This is a genomic window from Nocardia sp. NPDC004654 (assembly GCF_040609595.1).
Lineage (GTDB): Bacteria > Actinomycetota > Actinomycetes > Mycobacteriales > Mycobacteriaceae > Nocardia.
Window position 1 is genome coordinate 485,889 of record NZ_JBEXKI010000006.1, and the last position, 16,574, is coordinate 502,462.

Sequence of the window (16,574 nt, forward strand, 5' to 3'; positions counted from 1 at the left end):
AGTACCCGTCATGCGACGAAGGCCCGTTCGATGATCGCGCCGGTGTCCACGCCGGTCGGCAGGGTGCCGAAGGCGATGCCCCAGTCGTCGCCGAGCCGGGTGGCGCAGAAGGCGTCCGCGACCGCGGGGTGACCGTGGCGGACCAGCTGCGCGCCCTGTAGGACCAGCGCCATCAGTTCCACGACGCGGCGGGCTCGGTATTCGATGTCGCTGAGATCGGCCAGTTCCTTGCCGACCTTGGCGATGGCGTCGTCCAGCCGCGCGTTCGCGCCCTTGGCCAGCGAGATCTCGTTGAAGTAGGCCTCGACGGTCTCCGGCTGACGGCCCATGGCGCGCAACGCGTCCAGCGCGGCCACATTGCCCGAGCCCTCCCAGATCGACATCAGCGGCGCCTCGCGATAGAGCCGCGGCATTCCCGACTCCTCGGCATATCCGTTGCCGCCCAAGCACTCCAGCGCCTCCGCGGAATGCGACGGCGCGCGCTTGCACACCCAGTACTTGGTGACCGCGAGGGCGATGCGGCGCAGCGCGGACTCGGCGGGATCGGAACTCGACCGGTCCGTGGCTCCGGCGAGGCGCATCATGACGGTGGTCGCGGCGTCGGACTCGATCACCAGGTCGGCGAGCACATTGCGCATGGCGGGCTGGTCGATCAGCTTGGCGCCGAATGCTTCTCGGTGCCTGGCGTGGTGCACGGCGTAGACGACGCCGGCCCGCATGTTGGTCGCGGAACCGATCACGCAGTCCAGGCGAGTCATGTTCACCATCTCGATGATGGTCTTCACGCCCGCGCCTTCCGCGCCGACCAGCCAGCCGGTGGCGTTCTCGTATTCGATCTCCGAGGAGGCGTTGGACTTGTTGCCCAGCTTGTCCTTGAGCCGTTGGATGCGAATGGGATTGCGCGTGCCGTCCGGCAGCACCCGGGGCAGCAGGAAGCAAGACAGACCAGCGGGCGCCTTGGCCAGTGTCAGGAACATGTCCGACATCGGCGCGGAGGTGAACCATTTGTGCCCGACGATGCGGTAGCTGCCGTCCGGCTGCGGCGTCGCCGTGGTGGTGTTGGCCCGCACGTCGGAGCCGCCCTGCTTCTCCGTCATCGACATGCCCGCGATCAGCCCGGCCTTGGTCGACGGTTCACGGAGGCCGAAATCGTAAGTGCGGGAGGCGAGCAGCGGTTCGTACTTCGCGGCGAGCTCGGGGTTGTTCCGGAGCGCGGGCACGATCGCGTAGGTCATCGAGATGGGACACATGTGTCCGGCGTCGGCGACGCCCCAGGTGTAGAACTTGGCGGCACGGGCGGTGTGCGCGCCCGGCCGGTCGTCGGTCCACGGCGAGCCGTGCAGACCGTGCTCGACCGCCACCCGCATCAGATCGTGCCAGTGCGGGTGGAATTCGACCTCGTCGACGCGATTGCCATAGCGGTCGTGGGTGTGCAGCACCGGCGGGTACTCGTTCGCCAGCCTGCCCCACTCCTGCGCCGCGAAATCGCCCGCGCGCCTGCCGAGTTCGCGCACCTCGTCCTCGGCCCAGCCCGCGCCCTCGCGGCGCAGGCCCTCCAGCAGCGCCGGGTTGCGCGCGGCGTCGAAGGGCACGATGTTCGGGACCTGGTTGAAGACCTCATGAGTCTGCATCGGACACTCCTGATCTCTCGGCGCTCACCGGCACGCCGAGGGCGCGGATGGCGAAGGTGACGAGTTGGGGAACAACGGATTCGGCGTGCGGCGCGGCGGCGAGCGGGCCGACGAGCACCTCGCCGATGGCGCCGACGAGGGCGGCGGCGCTGGTGCGCGGGTCCTGCGCGGGCAGTTCACCGGCCGCGACGCCGTCGGCCACCGCGGATTCGAAGGCTTCGGCAAAGGCGCGGCGGAAGCGCAGGCGCTCGGCGTCGACCACGGTGTCGACCGGCTCGACGAGCAGCACGTAGGCGAGCTTGGGGTTCTTCATCGCGCGCCCGGCGAAGGTCTCCACGGCCGCGGTCACCCGCTCCACCGCGGCGCCGGTTCGGGCGGCCTCGGTGACGGCGGCGACCTCCCTGGCGACGACGGTACGGAAGACCGCGGTCACCAGGTTCGCCTTGCCGTCGAAGTGCTTGTACACGGTTCCGGTGGCCACGCCCGCGCGGTTCGCGACCGCCGCCATCGACAGGCCCGCGAACCCGGCCTCGGAGAGGACCTTGGTCGCGGCCTGCACGATCAGCTGCTCTTGGGCGTCCAGGCGGGCCTGGACGGCAGGGGTCCTGCGGTACGCCACGAAAGAAGTGAATCATTGATTCACTTCTTCACACAAGGGCCCCGCCGTCGTATGGTCGAGGCGTGATCCATCCACACAGCACCGGCCCGCGACGCGGCGGGGCGGCAATCCGGAGGGGGCGTCGGTGAGCGTTCGCGTCGAGAAAAAAGGGCCCGTGACGACGGTGATCCTGCACCGGCCGCAGGCACGCAACGCGGTGGACGGTCCGACCGCCCACGCGCTGGCCGACGCCTTCCGCGAGTTCGACGCGGACCCCACCGCCGCGGTCGCGGTGTTCTGGGGCGAGGGCGGCACCTTCTGCGCGGGCGCCGACCTGAAGGCGCTCGGCACCGAACGGTCGAACCGCGCGGACGAGGACGGCGACGGGCCGATGGGCCCGACCAGGATGACCCTGTCCAAGCCGGTGATCGCCGCGATCTCCGGCTACGCCGTGGCGGGCGGGCTCGAGCTTGCGCTGTGGTGCGATCTGCGAGTCGCCGAGCAGGACAGCACCTTCGGCGTCTTCTGTCGCCGCTGGGGCGTGCCGCTCATCGACGGCGGCACGGTCCGGCTGCCGCGGATCATCGGCACCGGCCGCGCCATGGACCTGGTGCTGACCGGCCGCGCCGTCAGCGCACCGGAAGCGCTCCAGATAGGCCTGATCAACCGCGTCGTGCCGACCGGCGAGGCGCGCAACGCCGCCGAGGAACTCGCGGCCGAGCTCGCCGTACTGCCGCAGACGTGTTTGCGCTCGGACCGGATGTCGCTGCTCGAGCAGGACGGCATGGACGAGGACGCGGCCATCCGCAACGAATTCCGGCACGGACTCGCCGCGCTGGCCGACGGTGCGCTCGCGGGAGCCCAGCGGTTCGCCGCGGGCGCGGGACGGCACGGAGCCTCCGGCTGAGAATGGACCGCCTCGGCGTCGTCGACGAGATCTTCCTGCGCACCCACCGCGGGCTCGGCACCCCCATCGCCCTCCAGGGGCTGTGGCGGACCTCGGATCGCGTCGAACCCGCGCTCTTGCAACGGATTCACGACGCACTGCGCTCCGGGCCGTTGGGGCGCAGGGTGGTTCGTCCTCGTGTTCCCGGTGCGCGTCGCGGGTGGCGGGTGAACACCCGGGCCCACCCTCTGTTGTTCATCGATGATCCGCTTCCGACCTCCGCGTTGTTGCCGTGGGCGGGCGACCTCGGGGCGGAGCTCGATCCGGAGTTCGGGCCGGGTTGGCGTCTCGCCGCGGCCTGGCTCGCGGACGGGGGGTCGGTTGTCGTGCTGACGTGTTCGCATGCGCTCGCGGATGCGCGGGGGCTGGTGTACGCGGTGGATGTCGCGCTGCGCGAGGTTGGCGCTACCGCGGGGGCAGCTCAGGCTCGGACCGAGTCGACGCGTGCTGATCGACCGGAGGCCGAGGCCGTCCGCCACGCGACATCTCTCCCGGACACGGATCGGCTTGCCGATCGCGCTGCGGCGGAACCCAGTTCGCGGCGGTCAGGTGACGCGGCGGCTCGTGCTGCGGAATCGAGCACGGCCCGTTCGGCAGCTGCTCGCGAGTCCGATTGGGCGGACGCGCTCCGGCAGTGGTCGATCGTGGCGGGCGGCACGATTCGAGCACTGCGCCAAGGCATTCCGAAACGTCCCGTATCCAGCACACCGGTGCGTACGGGCGGGAGCGAACTGCGCGTGCACAGTGCGGTGGTGCAGTTCCGCGCCGCCGATTGGGACAGTGTGGCGAAGGCACACCGCGGCACCGCGAACAGCCTGTTCATCCAGCTGGTCGTGAACCTGTTGTGGGACATCGGCTTTCCCGACCCGACCATAGGAGCGAGCCTTCCCGTCGACACCCGCGACGAACCGCGGGTCGACAACGACCTGTCGATGACCGAGATCATCGTCGACCGCTCCGACACCCCCGCGACGCTGCGCGCGAAGGCCCGCGCCGCCTACGAGCGCCGGATGACCAGCCCCGGCGGCATGCCCGAGGAACTGCTCCAAGTGATCCCCGACCGCTGGGCCTACGCCCTGTCCAAAGGCGCGGGTGAACGAGACATCTTGTGCTCCAATATCGGAACGCTGCCCGATTCACTGCGCACGATCGGCGCGCACCCCTGCACCGGCGTCGCCGCCCGCGCCATCCACCCGCACCTCACCCCCGCCCGCTTCCCCCGCACCCGCTTGTCCGGCTACCTGTGCCGCACCGGAGACGACTACGTCCTCTCCCTGGTCGGCCTCGACCCAGCCATCCAATCCGGCACGGCCCTATGCGAACTCACCGTCGAAGCCGCAACCCGCCTCGGCCTCGACGGCTCACCCTGGTGATTCACTCGACGCACCCGGAACGGATCGCCCGGCAGCATTGAAGCCGCCCGGCATCGCAAGCGAATCGCCCGGCCTCCGCTTTCGCACGGCACCCCCAATCCCTCACCGCACGTACGAAACCCCCGATGCGCTCCGCTCGAGCACGTCGGGCGCCACCTGGATCCCGGCCGCCAGATCGGGGGAATCGATCGGTGCGCCCCACACCTGGCGCAGGGGCAGCACACCCGCCCACGTGGGGCTGTCCACATCCTCGGGGTCGTCGACCGGCCCGCCCGCGCGGACTTTGACCGAGGCCTCGGTCAGGTCGAGGGCCAGCACCATGGTCGCGGCGAGCTCCTTCTTGTTCGGCGGACGCACCCGGCTCCACGCGCCGGGCGCGGCGTGCTCGACGATGACCCGCAGGGCCTGCGTGCGCGCGTCGGGATCGGTCAGTTCGACCGCCCGCCCGTGCACCACCGCCGAGCGGTAGTTCATCGAGAAGTGCATGGCGGAGCGGGCGTAGACGATGCCGTCGACGTGGGTGACCGCGACGGAGATGTCGGAGGTCATGGCGGCGCGCATGTTGCCAGAACCGGTCGACCCGTGCAGGTAGAGGGTGTCGCCGTCGCGGCCGTACGCGGTCGGCAACACCACGGGACTGCCGCCGAGGAGGACGCCGAGGTGGCAGATCAGACCGGCGTCGAGCACGGCGTCGAGTTCGGCACGGTCGCTGCGGCCGCGTTCCTTCGACCGGGTCAGCGTGCTGCGCGGGGTCGGGGACAGGGGCGGGCGGGCGCTGATCGAATTGGTCATGAAGACAGCGTCGCGTGGGAAGTGGCATGCTGAAATAGCCAATTCAGTCTGATTCTCACAGTCCAATCCGAGGTTTCCGGATGCTCGACGAACTCCCGCTCACGCTCGACCGCGACGCGTCCGAACCGCTGTCGGTGCAGGTCGCCGACGGTCTGCGCGCCGCGGCGACCTCCGGTCTACTGCGGACCTCGGACCGGCTGCCGTCCTCTCGGGCATTGGCGCAACGACTCGGCGTGAGCCGGACGGTGATCGCCGCGGCCTACGACCAGCTGCACGCCGAAGGCTGGATCGCGGGCAAACGGGGTTCGGGCACCTACCTGACCACCGCTCCGGCCGCCGCGCCCGCCCATCACCGCGTCACCCTCGACGCCGCGGACGAAGGCCCCGGCTACGACCTCGGCCCCGGCGCGCCGTGCGTCGAGGCCATCGACCGAACGGCATGGCGTCGCGCCTGGCGCGCCGCCTCCGACCAGCCGCCGGTGGTGCGCAAAGACCGCGCGGGCGAACCGGAATACCGCGCGGCCGTGGCCGAACACCTGCTCCGCCATCGCGGATTGAGCGCGGGCAGCGACACCGTCGTATTGGCCACCGCCGGAACCAGTTCCGCCGTAGGCGAACTCGCCGCCGCGCTGCTGCGCCCCGGAGACGCCGTCGCCATGGAGGACCCTGGCTATCAGCGCGCGGCAGGCGCCTTTCTGGCCGCGGGAATCCGAGTGCTTCCGGTGCCGGTGGACGCCGAGGGTCTGCGGGTGGACGAACTGCCGCCCGATATCGAAGCGGTGTATTGCACACCGGCGCACCAGTTTCCGCTCGGTGCGCGAATGCCCGCAGCTCGTCGGGTTCAGCTCGTCGAGTTCGCCAGACGCACGGGCACATTCGTCATCGAGGACGACTACGACGGCGAATTGCGTTACGACACCGCACCGCTGCCGCTGCTCGCCGCGATGGCGCCCGACGTCGTCGTGCACCTCGGCACCACGAGCAAGATCCTTTCCCCGGTCCTCGGCGTCGGCTGGCTGGTCGCGGCGCCCTGGATCGCCGCGGCGGTGCTCGCGCATCGCGATCGCACCGGCACCTCGCCGAGCCCGGCGGGCCAACGCGTGCTCGTCGAACTCGCCGCGCACGGCGATCTCGCCAGGCACCTGCGCAGGCTCCGGCGCGCGCTCCCGCCGCGCCGGGAGCTCGTCGTCACCGAGCTGCGCCGCAGGAGTGCGACCGTGCTCGGCGACGACGCGGGTTCGCACGTCGTCGTGCCGCTGCCGACGGCGGAGGCCGAGCGACGCGCGGTCGCCACGGCCCGGGCGCGCGGCGTCGTCATCGACGGCCTGGCCCGGCATCACCTCTTCTCCCAGCACGACACGCGATCGGCGCCGCCGAGCACCTTCGGCATCGCCATCGGCTACGCGGCGCCGAGTTCGCGCGACCTCCACGCGGCCGTGCCGATCGTCGCCGACTGTCTCGCCGAAACACTGGCCAGCGGCAAATCGATCGGGCCCGCCGACAGGGCCTAGATCCGCCCCCTGACGACCGGATCACCCGCCGCTTCGCGATCCGGCCCGGCTCCGACCGCACCCGCGCCCGCCGGACCCGGTCGTAGCATGGTCCATGACCGCAACCGGTCGCTGCACGTCCTGCCGTATACCTCCGAGTATCGAAGTGGTGACTCATGACCGAACAGGACATCCTGGAACGCATCAAGCAACTGGTCGACGACGAGCACAAGCTGCGCTCCAAGGCGACCTCCGGCGAGGTGGACCCGGTGACCGAACGGCAGCGGCTGGCCGAGCTGGAGGTGATGCTCGACCAGTGCTGGGACCTGCTGCGGCAGCGCAGGGCCAGGATCGACGCGGGCGCCTCGCCCGACGAGGCGCAGGTCAGCTCGCCGCGCCAGGTCGAGGGCTATCTGCAGTGAGTTCCGAGCCGTCCGCCGAGTACGACGTCATCGTGATCGGCGGTGGGCCCGCGGGAGAGAACGCCGCCGCCTACGCCATCGCGGGCAGCGACCGCACCGCCGCCATCGTGGAGCGCGAACTGCTCGGCGGCGAGTGTTCCTATTGGGCCTGTATGCCGAGCAAAGCGCTGCTGCGCCCCGGGCATCTGCTCGCCGCCGCCCGCGCCTTGCCCGGCATCGATGCCCACGGCTTGGACGCCAAGGCAGTGCTCGCCCACCGCGACCGGATCGTGCACGACCACGACGACTCCGGCCAGGTCGAGTGGGCGGAAAGCAGCCGCATCGACGTGATCCGCGGCGCGGGGCGGCTCGCCGGAGAAAGGTTGGTCGAGATCGACGGCCGCACGCTGCGTGCCAGGCACGCGGTGGTGCTGGCGACCGGAACCCGAGCCCGCATCCCCGACGTGCCGGGCCTGCGCGATGCCCTGCCCTGGACCTCGCGCGACGCGACCAATCTGCACGAGATCCCGCAGCGCGTGGTGCTGGTCGGCGGCGGCGTGGTGGCTTGCGAGGCGGCGACCTGGCTCGCCGCGCTCGGCAGCGAGGTCACCGTGCTGGTGCGGGGCAAGGCGCTGCTCACCAATACCGAGCCGTTCGCGGGCGAGCGGGTCGCCGACGCATTCGCCGCTTCCGGTGTCCGGGTGCTGTTCGAGACCGAACCTGAGCGCGTCACACGCTCGGAGCCGAAGGACACCGGCGAGGGCCGGATCCACGGCGGCCCGGTCACCGTGTGGACGCGCGGCGCGCACACCGAAACGATCGAGGCCGACGAAATCGTGGTCGCGGCCGGGCGCGGACCCGCGACCGCGGAACTCGGGCTCGGGTCCGTCGGATTGGCGGACGGCTACGTCGAGGTGGACGACCACCTCTCGGCGCGCGACGTGCCAGGCCAGTGGCTGTACGCGGTGGGCGACGTGAATCACCGTGCGGCACTGACACATATGGGCAAGTACCAGGCCAGAGTCTGCGGTGACGTGATCGCCGCGCGCGCCGAGGACCGCCCGCTCGCCGGGGCGCGGTACGCCGCGACCGCCGACCACGAGCAGATCCCGCAGGTGGTGTTCACCGATCCCGAGGTCGCCTCGGTCGGCCTGACCGAAGCGGCGGCCCGGCGCGCGGGCTACGACGTGGACACCGTGGAGATCGACATCGCGGTCGCCGGCTCGACGCTGGCCCGCGAAAACTATTCCGGCCGAGCCAAGATCGTCATCGACACCGCCTTCGACACCCTGCTCGGCGCGACCTTCGTCGGACCCGAGATCGGCGAACTGCTGCACGCCGCCACCATCGCCGTCGTCGGCAAGGTCCCCCTCGACACCCTCTGGCACGCCGTACCCGCGTATCCCACGGTCAGCGAGGTCTGGCTGCGGTTACTGGAAGCCCGCCGCACATAGCTCTCACTCAACCGCACGCTGCTTCTTGTTCTGGAAAGCTGCGGCTACGAAAGCAGAATCAGCTGGTGGGAACTAGTCGAGCGAGGACAGCTCGAACGAGAACCTGATCCAGTTACCATCGATCAATGGTGGCGACGATCGACGTGAAGACCGCCGACGGTGTAGTCCGCGGTCGCCGGGGCCGCCGCGTGCTGCGCTGGCGCTCGGTGCCGTACGCGGCGCCGCCGGTGGAAGACCTGCGATTTCGCGCTCCGCAACCGGTGCGGCCCTGGTCCGGGGTGCGCATGGCGACCGAGTTCACCAACGCCTCCATGCAGCATCGGGCGGGTGCTCGTATCGGGCCGAGGACGTACCAGCCGACCAGCGAGGACTCCCTGACGCTGAATGTCGTCGCGCCCGCCACACCGTCCGCGGGTCCGCGACCGGTGCTGGTGTTCATCCACGGCGGCGGCTACGTGATCGGCACCTCGGCGCTGACGCTGTATTCCGGAGCGCGGCTCGCGCTGCACGGCGACGCGGTCGTCGTTTCGCTGAACTACCGGCTCGGCGCGTTCGGTTACGTCGACTTCAGCGCCTTCGGCACGCCGCAACGCCCCTTCGACGCCAATCTCGGTCTGCGCGATCAGGTCGCCGCGCTCGAATGGGTGCAGCGCAACATCGCCGAGTTCGGCGGCGACCCCGACAACGTCACCGTCTTCGGTGAATCCGCGGGCGCGCACGCCGTGCTCACGCTGCTCGCCACGCCCGCCGCGGGTGGACTCTTCCACCGCGGCATCGCCCAAAGTCCGCCCGCCGATTGGGCTTTGAACGCCGAGGACGCACAGATCTTCGCCCAGCGCTGCGTCGAAGCGCTCGGCGCCGATCCCGCCGACGTAGCCCGCGCCCTCACCGAGGCGCCCGCCAACGACATCCGCAGGGCCGTCGACCGCACCAGCGGCGCGGTGCTGCGGGAGCGGCCAGGGCTTTTCGCGATCTGCCCGGTAGTGGACGGGGATTACCTGCCGCGGTCCCCGGTCGACGCGATCACCGACGGCACCGCCCACCGGGTGCCGCTGATCATCGGCACCAATCGCGAGGAGGGCACGCTGTTCGCGCGCTTCGCCGACCACCTGCCCACCAACCCCACCCGCCTGCACGCGCTGTTCACCCGCGCCGGGGAGGGCGTCGAGGCTCGCGTCGCCGCAGCCTATCCGGGTTACCCACAGCCGCGTGTCGCCGTGCGGATGGGCGGTGACTACGTGTTCTGGCGGCCGTCGGTCACGGTGATGGAGGGACACAGCCGCTATGCGCCGACCTACGCCTACCGCTACGACTTCAACCCGCGCGCATTGCAACTCGCAGGCATCGGCGCCACCCACGCGACCGAACTGATCCCAGTCTTCGGCGTGGCCGACAGCCCGATCGGGCGCACCTTCACCGCGGCGGGTGGACGCCACGGCCTGCTCGCGGTGACCAAGCAGTTCCAGGACAACTGGATATCCTTCGCGCGCACCGGCGCGCCGCTGCCGTCCTGGCCCGCCTACACCGAAGACAGCCGAACCACACTGATCATCGACAACCCCACCCGGCTCGAGCACGACCCGGATCGCGCGAAACGCCTGGCCTGGCAGGGCATTCGAGTCCCGACCCTCACCTGACGGTTCACTTCAGCAACCGCGACATCCTGCGGTCGGCGAGCACCTTGCCGCCGGTCTGGCAGGTGGGGCAGTACTGGAAGGACCGCTCGGCGTAGGAGACCTCGCGAACGGTGTCACCGCAGACCGGACACGGCTGCCCGGTGCGCGCGTGTACCCGCATTCCGGAGCGCTTCTCGCCCTTGAGCCGCGCCGCGTCCTGTCCGACCGAGCGCTGGACCGCGTCGGTGAGCACGGTGCGCATCGCCTCGTACAGTTGCGCGGTCTTCTCGGCGGTGAGGGTCTTGGTGTTCGCGAACGGCGAGACCTTGGCGGTGTGCAGGATCTCGTCGGAGTAGGCGTTGCCGATACCGGCCAGCAGCGTCTGGTCGACGATGGCCGTCTTGATCCGCTGCGAGGTGCCGTGCAGGATCTCGCCGAACTGCGGCTCGGTGACCTCGAGCGCGTCGGGCCCGAGCCGCGCGATGCCGGGCACCATCTTCGGATCCTCGACGATGTAGACCGCGAGCCGCTTCTTGGTCCCCGCCTCGGTCAAGTCGAAGGCGGGCGTCGCGCCCTCCGGCGTGAAGAAGTGCACCCGCAGCGCCAACGGGCTCTTGCCGCCCGGTTTGGGCGGGGTCGGGCTCGGCTCATCGATCCAGCGCAGCCAGCCGCCGCGGGACAGATGGGTGATCAGCCAGAGTCCCGAGCAGTCCATGCCGAGGAACTTGCCCCAGCGGCCCGCGCCCGTGACGTCCTGTCCGGACAGCGCCGTCACGGGCGGGTCGAACGTCTTGACCGCGCTCAACGCGGCCACGTCGACACGCCCCACCACCGCGCCGACCGCGTGTTCCCGCAGGAACTGCGCCAACGCCTCTACTTCCGGCAGCTCGGGCACGCGTCCCAGGGTACTGAAGAGCACCGACAGGTCCGGGCCGAACGATCAGCCGCGACGCAACAGGTAGATGTCCATGATCCAGCCCTTCTCGGCGCGCAGCGCGGCCCGCCGTTCCAGGATCTCGTCCTGGACCGCGCGCAGCGGTCCCGCGACGAGCGTCTCGTCCGGCATGCCGAGGTAGGCGCCCCACCAGATGTGCACGTCGTCGCCGGGCAGCTCGGTGAAGGAGCACTCACCGTCGAGCATGACCAGCGTCGAGCCGGATCCGAGCCCCTCCTCGCGCAGGCGTCGGCCGGTGGTGACGTGCACCGGTTCGCCGATGCGGTGCAGCACCATGCGGTGCCGCGCGGCCAGCGCCTGCGCACTGGTCACGCCGGGGATCACCTCGTAGTCGAAGGTGGTCCGCCCGCTGTCCAGCACCAGCTCCACCATGCGCAGGGTGCTGTCGTAGAGCGAGGGATCGCCCCACACCAGAATCCCGCCGACGCCTTCCTCCGCCGCGAAAGCCTCCGCGAGCAGGGTGGCCCTGCGCTCGTGCCAGTCCGCGACGACGCCGCGGTAGTCGGACGGATCGCGATCGCGCGGCGGATCGGTGATCTCCACGACCCGGTACGGCCGCTCGACGTGCTCGGCCAGGATCGCGGTCCGCACGTCGAGCAGCTCCTGTTTCTCGACGCCCTTCGCGATCAAGAAGAACGTGTCGACCTGCCGCATGGCCTTGATCGCCTGCATCGTCACCTGATCCGGGTCGCCCGCACCGATGCCGATCACGAAGAGCTTGCGCATGCGCGAAAGCTTGCCAGCACCCCGCCCCGACGCCGCGAGCCGCACCGCGTCCGCGCACCACTACAGCCGGTCGGTCCCACCGACCCGGACAAGTAAGCTTGCCAACCGTGGCGACGGATACGCAGTACGAGGACTTGCTCCGCCTGGTGTTGGAGACCGGGACCGCGAAGGCGGATCGCACCGGCACCGGCACCCGCAGCGTGTTCGGCCATCAGCTGCGCTACGACCTCGGGGCGGGCTTCCCGCTGATCACCACGAAGAAGGTGCACCTCAAGTCGATCGTGTACGAACTGCTGTGGTTCCTGCGCGGCGATTCGAACGTCGGCTGGCTGCGCGAGCACGGCGTGACGATCTGGGACGAGTGGGCCGACCCGCAGGGCGAGCTCGGCCCCGTCTACGGCGTGCAGTGGCGCTCCTGGCCGACCCCGGACGGCGCGCACATCGACCAGATCGGCCAGGTGCTCGACACCCTGCGCACCGATCCGGATTCGCGCCGCATCATCGTCTCCGCGTGGAACGTCGCCGAGCTGGACAAGATGGCGCTGGCCCCCTGCCACGCGTTCTTCCAGTTCTACGTCGCCGACGGGAAACTCTCCTGCCAGCTGTACCAGCGCAGCGCGGACCTGTTCCTCGGCGTGCCGTTCAACATCGCGAGCTACGCGCTGCTCACCCACATGGTGGCCCAGCAGACCGGGCTCGAACCCGGCGACTTCATCTGGACCGGCGGCGACTGCCACATCTACGACAACCACGTCGAGCAGGTCGCCGAGCAGTTGCGCCGCGAGCCGTATCCGTTCCCCCAGCTTCGCCTGCGCCGCGCGGCGAGCCTGTTCGACTACACCTACGAGGACATCGAAGTGGTTGGCTACCAACATCATCCGGCCATCAAGGCGCCGGTGGCGGTGTGAGTACGGCCGTGCGCACCCGCACCATCGGCCTGATCTGGGCACAGACTCCCGACGGCGTGATCGGCTTCGAGAACACCATCCCCTGGCGCGTGCCCGAGGACATGGCCAACTTCCGCACCGTGACCTGGGGCCACCCGGTGATCATGGGCAGGCGCACGTGGGATTCGCTGCCGCCCAAGTTCCGCCCGCTGGCCGGGCGACGCAACATCGTGGTGACCAGGCAGCCGCACTGGTCCGCGCCGGGCGTCGAACGCGCGGGCTCGCTGGCCGAGGCGCTCGAGCTCTCCGCGCCGGATCCGGTGTGGATCGCGGGCGGCGGCGAAATCTACCGCGCTGCCATGGATTTCGCGACCGAACTGCTGGTGACCGAGGTGGAGATCAGCGTCCAGGGCGACGCGCACGCTCCCGCCATCGGTCCCGAATGGCACGCCGACGAGCCGGAGGAATGGCGCACGTCCACCACCGGCCTGCGCTACCGCATCCGCAGGTACCTGCGCCGCACCGCCGGCTGACCGCCGCAACACGCCGCCTACCGGGGAGGCCGGGCAAACCCGGCACGCGGGCGGCCCCGGTCGGGCATACTCCAGGTAAGCGGCGGTGCGGACCATCGTTCGCCCGAGCGCTCAGAGCCGGTGACACCAGCCCTGCACCGGCGGATGTGACGCGAAAGGCAGTCCATGGACAAGAAATCCCTGACCGCGGTCGCTCGACAGCAATTGAAATTGGCCGCAACTGCCACCAGCGGGCGCAGCTCGCAGACCATCTACGGCGGCCACGCCCATACGCTGCGCCAGACCGTCGTCGGCCTCACGGCGGGCCAGAGCCTGGCCGAACACGACAACGCGGGCGACGCCACCCTGCTGGTGCTCACCGGCACCCTCACCCTGATCAGCGGCGCGAACGAATGGAAGGGCTCGGCGGGCGACCTGCTCGTCGTCCCGAAGGCGCGGCACAGCGTGAAGGCGGTCGACGACGTCGCGTTCCTGCTGACTGTCGCGAAGTGAGCGAGCGCCATCCGGTCCGGGTCTCGACGGACCCGGTCGGACGGCACCACTACTCTGTTGATCATGGGTGAGCCGCAGCCGATCCTCGAACCGCTCACACCGGCCGCGATCTTCCTCGTCGCCACCATCGACGAGGGTGGCGAAGCGACGGTGCGCGAGCTGCTCGCCGATATGCCCGGTTTGCGCCGTTCGGTCGGTTTCCGGCTGCCCGGCGCCGGGTTGAGCTGTGTCACCTCGATCGGCTCGGACGCGTGGGATCGCCTGTTCGCCGGGCCGCGTCCGGCCGAGCTGCATCCGCTGCGCGAGTTCGTCGGCGAACACCATCGGGCGCCGTCGACGCCGGGCGATCTGCTGTTCCACATCAGGTCCGAGGTGCACGACGCCTGCTTCGAGCTGGCCATGGTGATCGGCGACCGGCTCGCAGGCGCGGCGACCATCGTCGACGAGACCGTCGGCTTCCGGTATTTCGAGCAGCGCGATCTGCTCGGTTTCGTGGACGGCACCGAGAATCCCGAGGGCACGGCCGCGATCGGCGCCGCGCTGGTCGGCGACGAGGATCTCGAATTCGCCGGTGGCAGTTACGTTGTGGTGCAGAAATATCTGCATCCGCTGGACGAGTGGCGCGCGCTGACGGTCGAGCAGCAGGAGAAGATCATCGGCCGCACCAAGCTGGACGATTTCGAGCTCTCCGACGAGGACAAGCCCGCCGATTCGCACGTCGCGGTGAACACCGTGGTCGACGCGGACGGCACCGAACGCCAGATCGTGCGCGCCAACATGCCCTTCGGCAGCGTGCGCGAGGGCCAGTTCGGCACCTACTACATCGCCTACGCGGCCACCCCGAGCGTCACCGAGACCATGCTCTCGCGGATGTTCGAGGGCACCGAAGAAGCGGCCTACGACCGGATTCTGGATTTCTCGGTCGCGGTCACCGGCACGCTGTTCTTCGCGCCGCCGCTGGACTTCTTCGACGAGCTGCCGCCGCCACCGGACGCGGAGACCAGCGCGGAATCTCTGCCGCGCAACGACGTTGATATGTCCGCCGTGGCGGGCGACGGCTCACTCGGTATCGGCACGTTGAAAAGGAGCACCCCGTGAACAACCTCCATCGCGAACTCGCGCCGATCACCTCCGAGGCATGGACGGCGATCGAGGAAGAGGCGACCCGCACCTTCAAGCGGCACATCGCGGGCCGCCGGGTGGTCGACGTGTCCGGCCCGCACGGCACCGACTACTCCGCCGTCGGCCTCGGCCGCACCACCCCGATCGCCGCGCCGGACGAGGGCGTGCAGGCGCGCCAGCGCGTCGTCGCGCCGCTGGTGGAGCTCCGGGTGCCGTTCACGCTCTCCCGCGAGGAACTCGACAACGTCGAGCGCGGCGCCAAGGACACCGATCTGGATCCGGTCAAGGAGGCCGCGCGGCGCATCGCCTTCGCCGAGGACCGCGCCATCTTCGAGGGCTACGCCGGGGCGAGCATCACCGGTATCCGCGCGAGCTCGTCGAACGAGCCGATCCAGCTGCCCGAGGATCCGCGCCTGGTCCCGGAGGCCGTCGCCCAGGCGCTGAGCGCGCTGCGCCTGGCCGGTGTCGACGGACCGTACTCGGTGCTGCTGAGCGCCGACCTGTACACCGCCGTGAGCGAGACCTCCGACCACGGGCACATGATCCGCACCCACATCGAGCGCCTGATTCCCGAGGGCGAGATCATCTGGGCCCCGGCCATCGACGGCGCGTTCGTGCTGACCACCCGCGGCGGCGACTTCGACCTGAGCCTCGGCCAGGACCTGTCCATCGGCTACCTCTCGCACGACGCCGAGTCGGTGCGCCTGTACTTCCAGCAGAGCCTGCAATTCCTGGTCCACACCGCAGAAGCGGCAGTCGCCCTACGCGCCTGACACCCCCACCCCACCACCTCCGGGGTCCTGCCACAGAAGTTCCACACGGTCCACATAGGCACCAGCTATGTGAACCGTGTGGTACCCGTGTGGCAAGGGCGCAACGTCGGCCGCGGGGAAGGCCGGTGGTGCGGCGGGTACGGTGAGCCCGTAGTTGCGAGGAGGTGCGACGGTATGACGATGGTGCGCGCGGGTGTGGTCCCGACTCGGCGAGCGATGCTCTACGGCATGTTCGGCATCGCGGTGACCGTCCTCGTATGCGCGGCGATCGTCACCGGTTTCGGACTGAATCGCGTGTTCACCGGCCTGCTCGCGGGCGCGGTCGCGGGTATCGGGCTCCTGGTGGCGCTCTTCGGGCGCGACGCGATCGTGCTCACCGAGGGCGCCATCTATCGCCGCACGCCGTGGGCGGAGTCGAGCATCGATTGGGACCGGGTGGTCGCGGGCCGCTTCACGCTGGACGAGCGGGCGCGCTGGTCGCTCGCGCTCGATCTGTCGGGCGGCGACGAGCGGCACGGCGAGCTGGTGCTGTTGTCCATCCCGCCGGTGGTCCGGCCGGTCTCCGGCGCGTACGACCTGCGCAAACGCGATCAGGTCAAGCAGATCCGGGAGATGTTGCGCCACAAGCGGGTACCGGTGACCGTGTTGCCGGAGATCGCCGGTGCGCTCAACGCGCACTGGAAGATCGCGCCGCCGACGCGCTGAATCGCCCGGGACGAACTGTTCTCCGCCGTGGCGCCGAACACGGATGACGAGCACCGCCCGCGTCGTATACGTTGACTGCT

At 70.1% G+C, this 16,574-nt stretch carries 17 protein-coding genes; 12 read left to right on the forward strand and 5 right to left on the reverse strand.

Going from position 1 to position 16,574, the window contains the following annotated elements; all coding sequences use genetic code 11:
* Positions 1–8 precede the first annotated feature (8 nt).
* Positions 9–1,631 carry an acyl-CoA dehydrogenase family protein gene (locus tag ABZV58_RS22755; RefSeq protein ID WP_355002137.1) on the reverse strand — a complete coding sequence of 541 codons (1,623 nt, stop codon included), beginning with the start codon at positions 1,629–1,631 and terminating at the stop codon, positions 9–11.
* A complete protein-coding gene (locus tag ABZV58_RS22760; RefSeq protein WP_355002138.1) occupies positions 1,618–2,250 on the reverse strand; it encodes a TetR/AcrR family transcriptional regulator in 633 nt (210 codons plus the stop codon). Before ABZV58_RS22760 ends, ABZV58_RS22755 begins: the two co-directional genes overlap by 14 nt.
* 124 nt (positions 2,251–2,374) lie before the next feature.
* Between ABZV58_RS22760 and ABZV58_RS22765 the strand changes: the two genes are divergently transcribed.
* A complete protein-coding gene (locus ABZV58_RS22765) occupies positions 2,375–3,136 on the forward strand; it encodes a crotonase/enoyl-CoA hydratase family protein (protein WP_355002139.1) in 762 nt (253 codons plus the stop codon).
* Between the two features lie 2 nt (positions 3,137–3,138).
* Positions 3,139–4,548, forward strand: a complete 1,410-nt coding sequence (locus tag ABZV58_RS22770) for a hypothetical protein (protein ID WP_355002140.1) — start codon at positions 3,139–3,141, stop codon at positions 4,546–4,548.
* 102 nt (positions 4,549–4,650) lie between these two features.
* Here ABZV58_RS22770 and ABZV58_RS22775 read toward each other — a convergent pair whose 3' ends face one another.
* Positions 4,651–5,340, reverse strand: coding sequence for a pyridoxamine 5'-phosphate oxidase family protein (locus tag ABZV58_RS22775; protein WP_355002141.1), 690 nt, complete (start codon positions 5,338–5,340; stop codon positions 4,651–4,653).
* Between the two features lie 80 nt (positions 5,341–5,420).
* Here ABZV58_RS22775 and ABZV58_RS22780 point away from each other — a divergent pair, with 80 nt between their 5' ends.
* The 4 genes from ABZV58_RS22780 to ABZV58_RS22795 all read left to right on the forward strand — a co-directional run bounded on the left by ABZV58_RS22780 (position 5,421) and on the right by ABZV58_RS22795 (position 10,322).
* Positions 5,421–6,851, forward strand: a complete 1,431-nt coding sequence (locus tag ABZV58_RS22780) for a PLP-dependent aminotransferase family protein (protein ID WP_355002142.1) — start codon at positions 5,421–5,423, stop codon at positions 6,849–6,851.
* 155 nt (positions 6,852–7,006) lie between these two features.
* Positions 7,007–7,252 carry a DUF2630 family protein gene (locus ABZV58_RS22785; RefSeq protein WP_355002143.1) on the forward strand — a complete coding sequence of 82 codons (246 nt, stop codon included), beginning with the start codon at positions 7,007–7,009 and terminating at the stop codon, positions 7,250–7,252.
* Positions 7,249–8,685: an NAD(P)/FAD-dependent oxidoreductase gene (locus ABZV58_RS22790; RefSeq protein WP_355002144.1), complete on the forward strand. Its 1,437-nt coding sequence runs from the start codon at positions 7,249–7,251 to the stop codon at positions 8,683–8,685. Before ABZV58_RS22785 ends, ABZV58_RS22790 begins: the two co-directional genes overlap by 4 nt.
* Positions 8,686–8,810: 125 nt before the next feature.
* Positions 8,811–10,322 (forward strand): carboxylesterase/lipase family protein, encoded by a 1,512-nt coding sequence (locus ABZV58_RS22795; RefSeq protein ID WP_355002145.1) that lies wholly within the window; start codon positions 8,811–8,813, stop codon positions 10,320–10,322.
* A gap of 4 nt (positions 10,323–10,326) precedes the next feature.
* Here the strand turns inward: ABZV58_RS22795 and ABZV58_RS22800 are convergent, their stop codons facing one another.
* On the reverse strand, positions 10,327–11,196 hold the full coding sequence (locus ABZV58_RS22800) for a DNA-formamidopyrimidine glycosylase family protein (protein WP_355002146.1): 870 nt from the start codon (positions 11,194–11,196) through the stop codon (positions 10,327–10,329).
* Between the two features lie 45 nt (positions 11,197–11,241).
* Positions 11,242–11,982: a precorrin-6A synthase (deacetylating) gene (gene cobF / locus ABZV58_RS22805; RefSeq protein WP_355002147.1), complete on the reverse strand. Its 741-nt coding sequence runs from the start codon at positions 11,980–11,982 to the stop codon at positions 11,242–11,244.
* A gap of 107 nt (positions 11,983–12,089) precedes the next feature.
* On the opposite strand from cobF, the gene ABZV58_RS22810 reads away from it, so the two are divergent.
* The 6 genes from ABZV58_RS22810 to ABZV58_RS22835 all read left to right on the forward strand — a co-directional run bounded on the left by ABZV58_RS22810 (position 12,090) and on the right by ABZV58_RS22835 (position 16,494).
* Positions 12,090–12,890: a thymidylate synthase gene (locus tag ABZV58_RS22810; protein WP_355002148.1), complete on the forward strand. Its 801-nt coding sequence runs from the start codon at positions 12,090–12,092 to the stop codon at positions 12,888–12,890.
* Positions 12,887–13,402, forward strand: coding sequence for a dihydrofolate reductase (locus ABZV58_RS22815; protein WP_355002149.1), 516 nt, complete (start codon positions 12,887–12,889; stop codon positions 13,400–13,402). The genes ABZV58_RS22810 and ABZV58_RS22815 overlap by 4 nt, the downstream gene beginning before the upstream one ends.
* A 165-nt stretch (positions 13,403–13,567) precedes the next feature.
* A complete protein-coding gene (locus tag ABZV58_RS22820; RefSeq protein ID WP_067784180.1) occupies positions 13,568–13,894 on the forward strand; it encodes a LuxR family transcriptional regulator in 327 nt (108 codons plus the stop codon).
* Between the two features lie 63 nt (positions 13,895–13,957).
* Positions 13,958–14,992: a Dyp-type peroxidase gene (locus ABZV58_RS22825; protein ID WP_355002150.1), complete on the forward strand. Its 1,035-nt coding sequence runs from the start codon at positions 13,958–13,960 to the stop codon at positions 14,990–14,992.
* Complete coding sequence (locus tag ABZV58_RS22830; protein ID WP_355002151.1) at positions 14,989–15,789, forward strand: family 1 encapsulin nanocompartment shell protein; 801 nt, start codon at positions 14,989–14,991, stop codon at positions 15,787–15,789. The genes ABZV58_RS22825 and ABZV58_RS22830 overlap by 4 nt, the downstream gene beginning before the upstream one ends.
* Positions 15,790–15,963: 174 nt before the next feature.
* Complete coding sequence (locus ABZV58_RS22835; RefSeq protein WP_355002152.1) at positions 15,964–16,494, forward strand: hypothetical protein; 531 nt, start codon at positions 15,964–15,966, stop codon at positions 16,492–16,494.
* Positions 16,495–16,574 lie beyond the last annotated feature (80 nt).

Bases quoted from the DNA above. Each gene is read 5' to 3' on its own strand.
- ABZV58_RS22755 (WP_355002137.1), bottom strand. From the start codon at position 1,631: ATGCAGACTCATGAGGTCTTCAACCAGGTCCCGAACATCGTGCCCTTC.
- ABZV58_RS22770 (WP_355002140.1), top strand. From the start codon at position 3,139: ATGGACCGCCTCGGCGTCGTCGACGAGATCTTCCTGCGCACCCACCGC.
- ABZV58_RS22775 (WP_355002141.1), bottom strand. From the start codon at position 5,340: ATGACCAATTCGATCAGCGCCCGCCCGCCCCTGTCCCCGACCCCGCGC.
- ABZV58_RS22780 (WP_355002142.1), top strand. From the start codon at position 5,421: ATGCTCGACGAACTCCCGCTCACGCTCGACCGCGACGCGTCCGAACCG.
- ABZV58_RS22785 (WP_355002143.1), top strand. From the start codon at position 7,007: ATGACCGAACAGGACATCCTGGAACGCATCAAGCAACTGGTCGACGAC.
- ABZV58_RS22795 (WP_355002145.1), top strand. From the start codon at position 8,811: ATGGTGGCGACGATCGACGTGAAGACCGCCGACGGTGTAGTCCGCGGT.
- cobF (WP_355002147.1), bottom strand. From the start codon at position 11,982: ATGCGCAAGCTCTTCGTGATCGGCATCGGTGCGGGCGACCCGGATCAG.
- ABZV58_RS22820 (WP_067784180.1), top strand. From the start codon at position 13,568: ATGGACAAGAAATCCCTGACCGCGGTCGCTCGACAGCAATTGAAATTG.
- ABZV58_RS22825 (WP_355002150.1), top strand. From the start codon at position 13,958: ATGGGTGAGCCGCAGCCGATCCTCGAACCGCTCACACCGGCCGCGATC.
- ABZV58_RS22835 (WP_355002152.1), top strand. From the start codon at position 15,964: ATGACGATGGTGCGCGCGGGTGTGGTCCCGACTCGGCGAGCGATGCTC.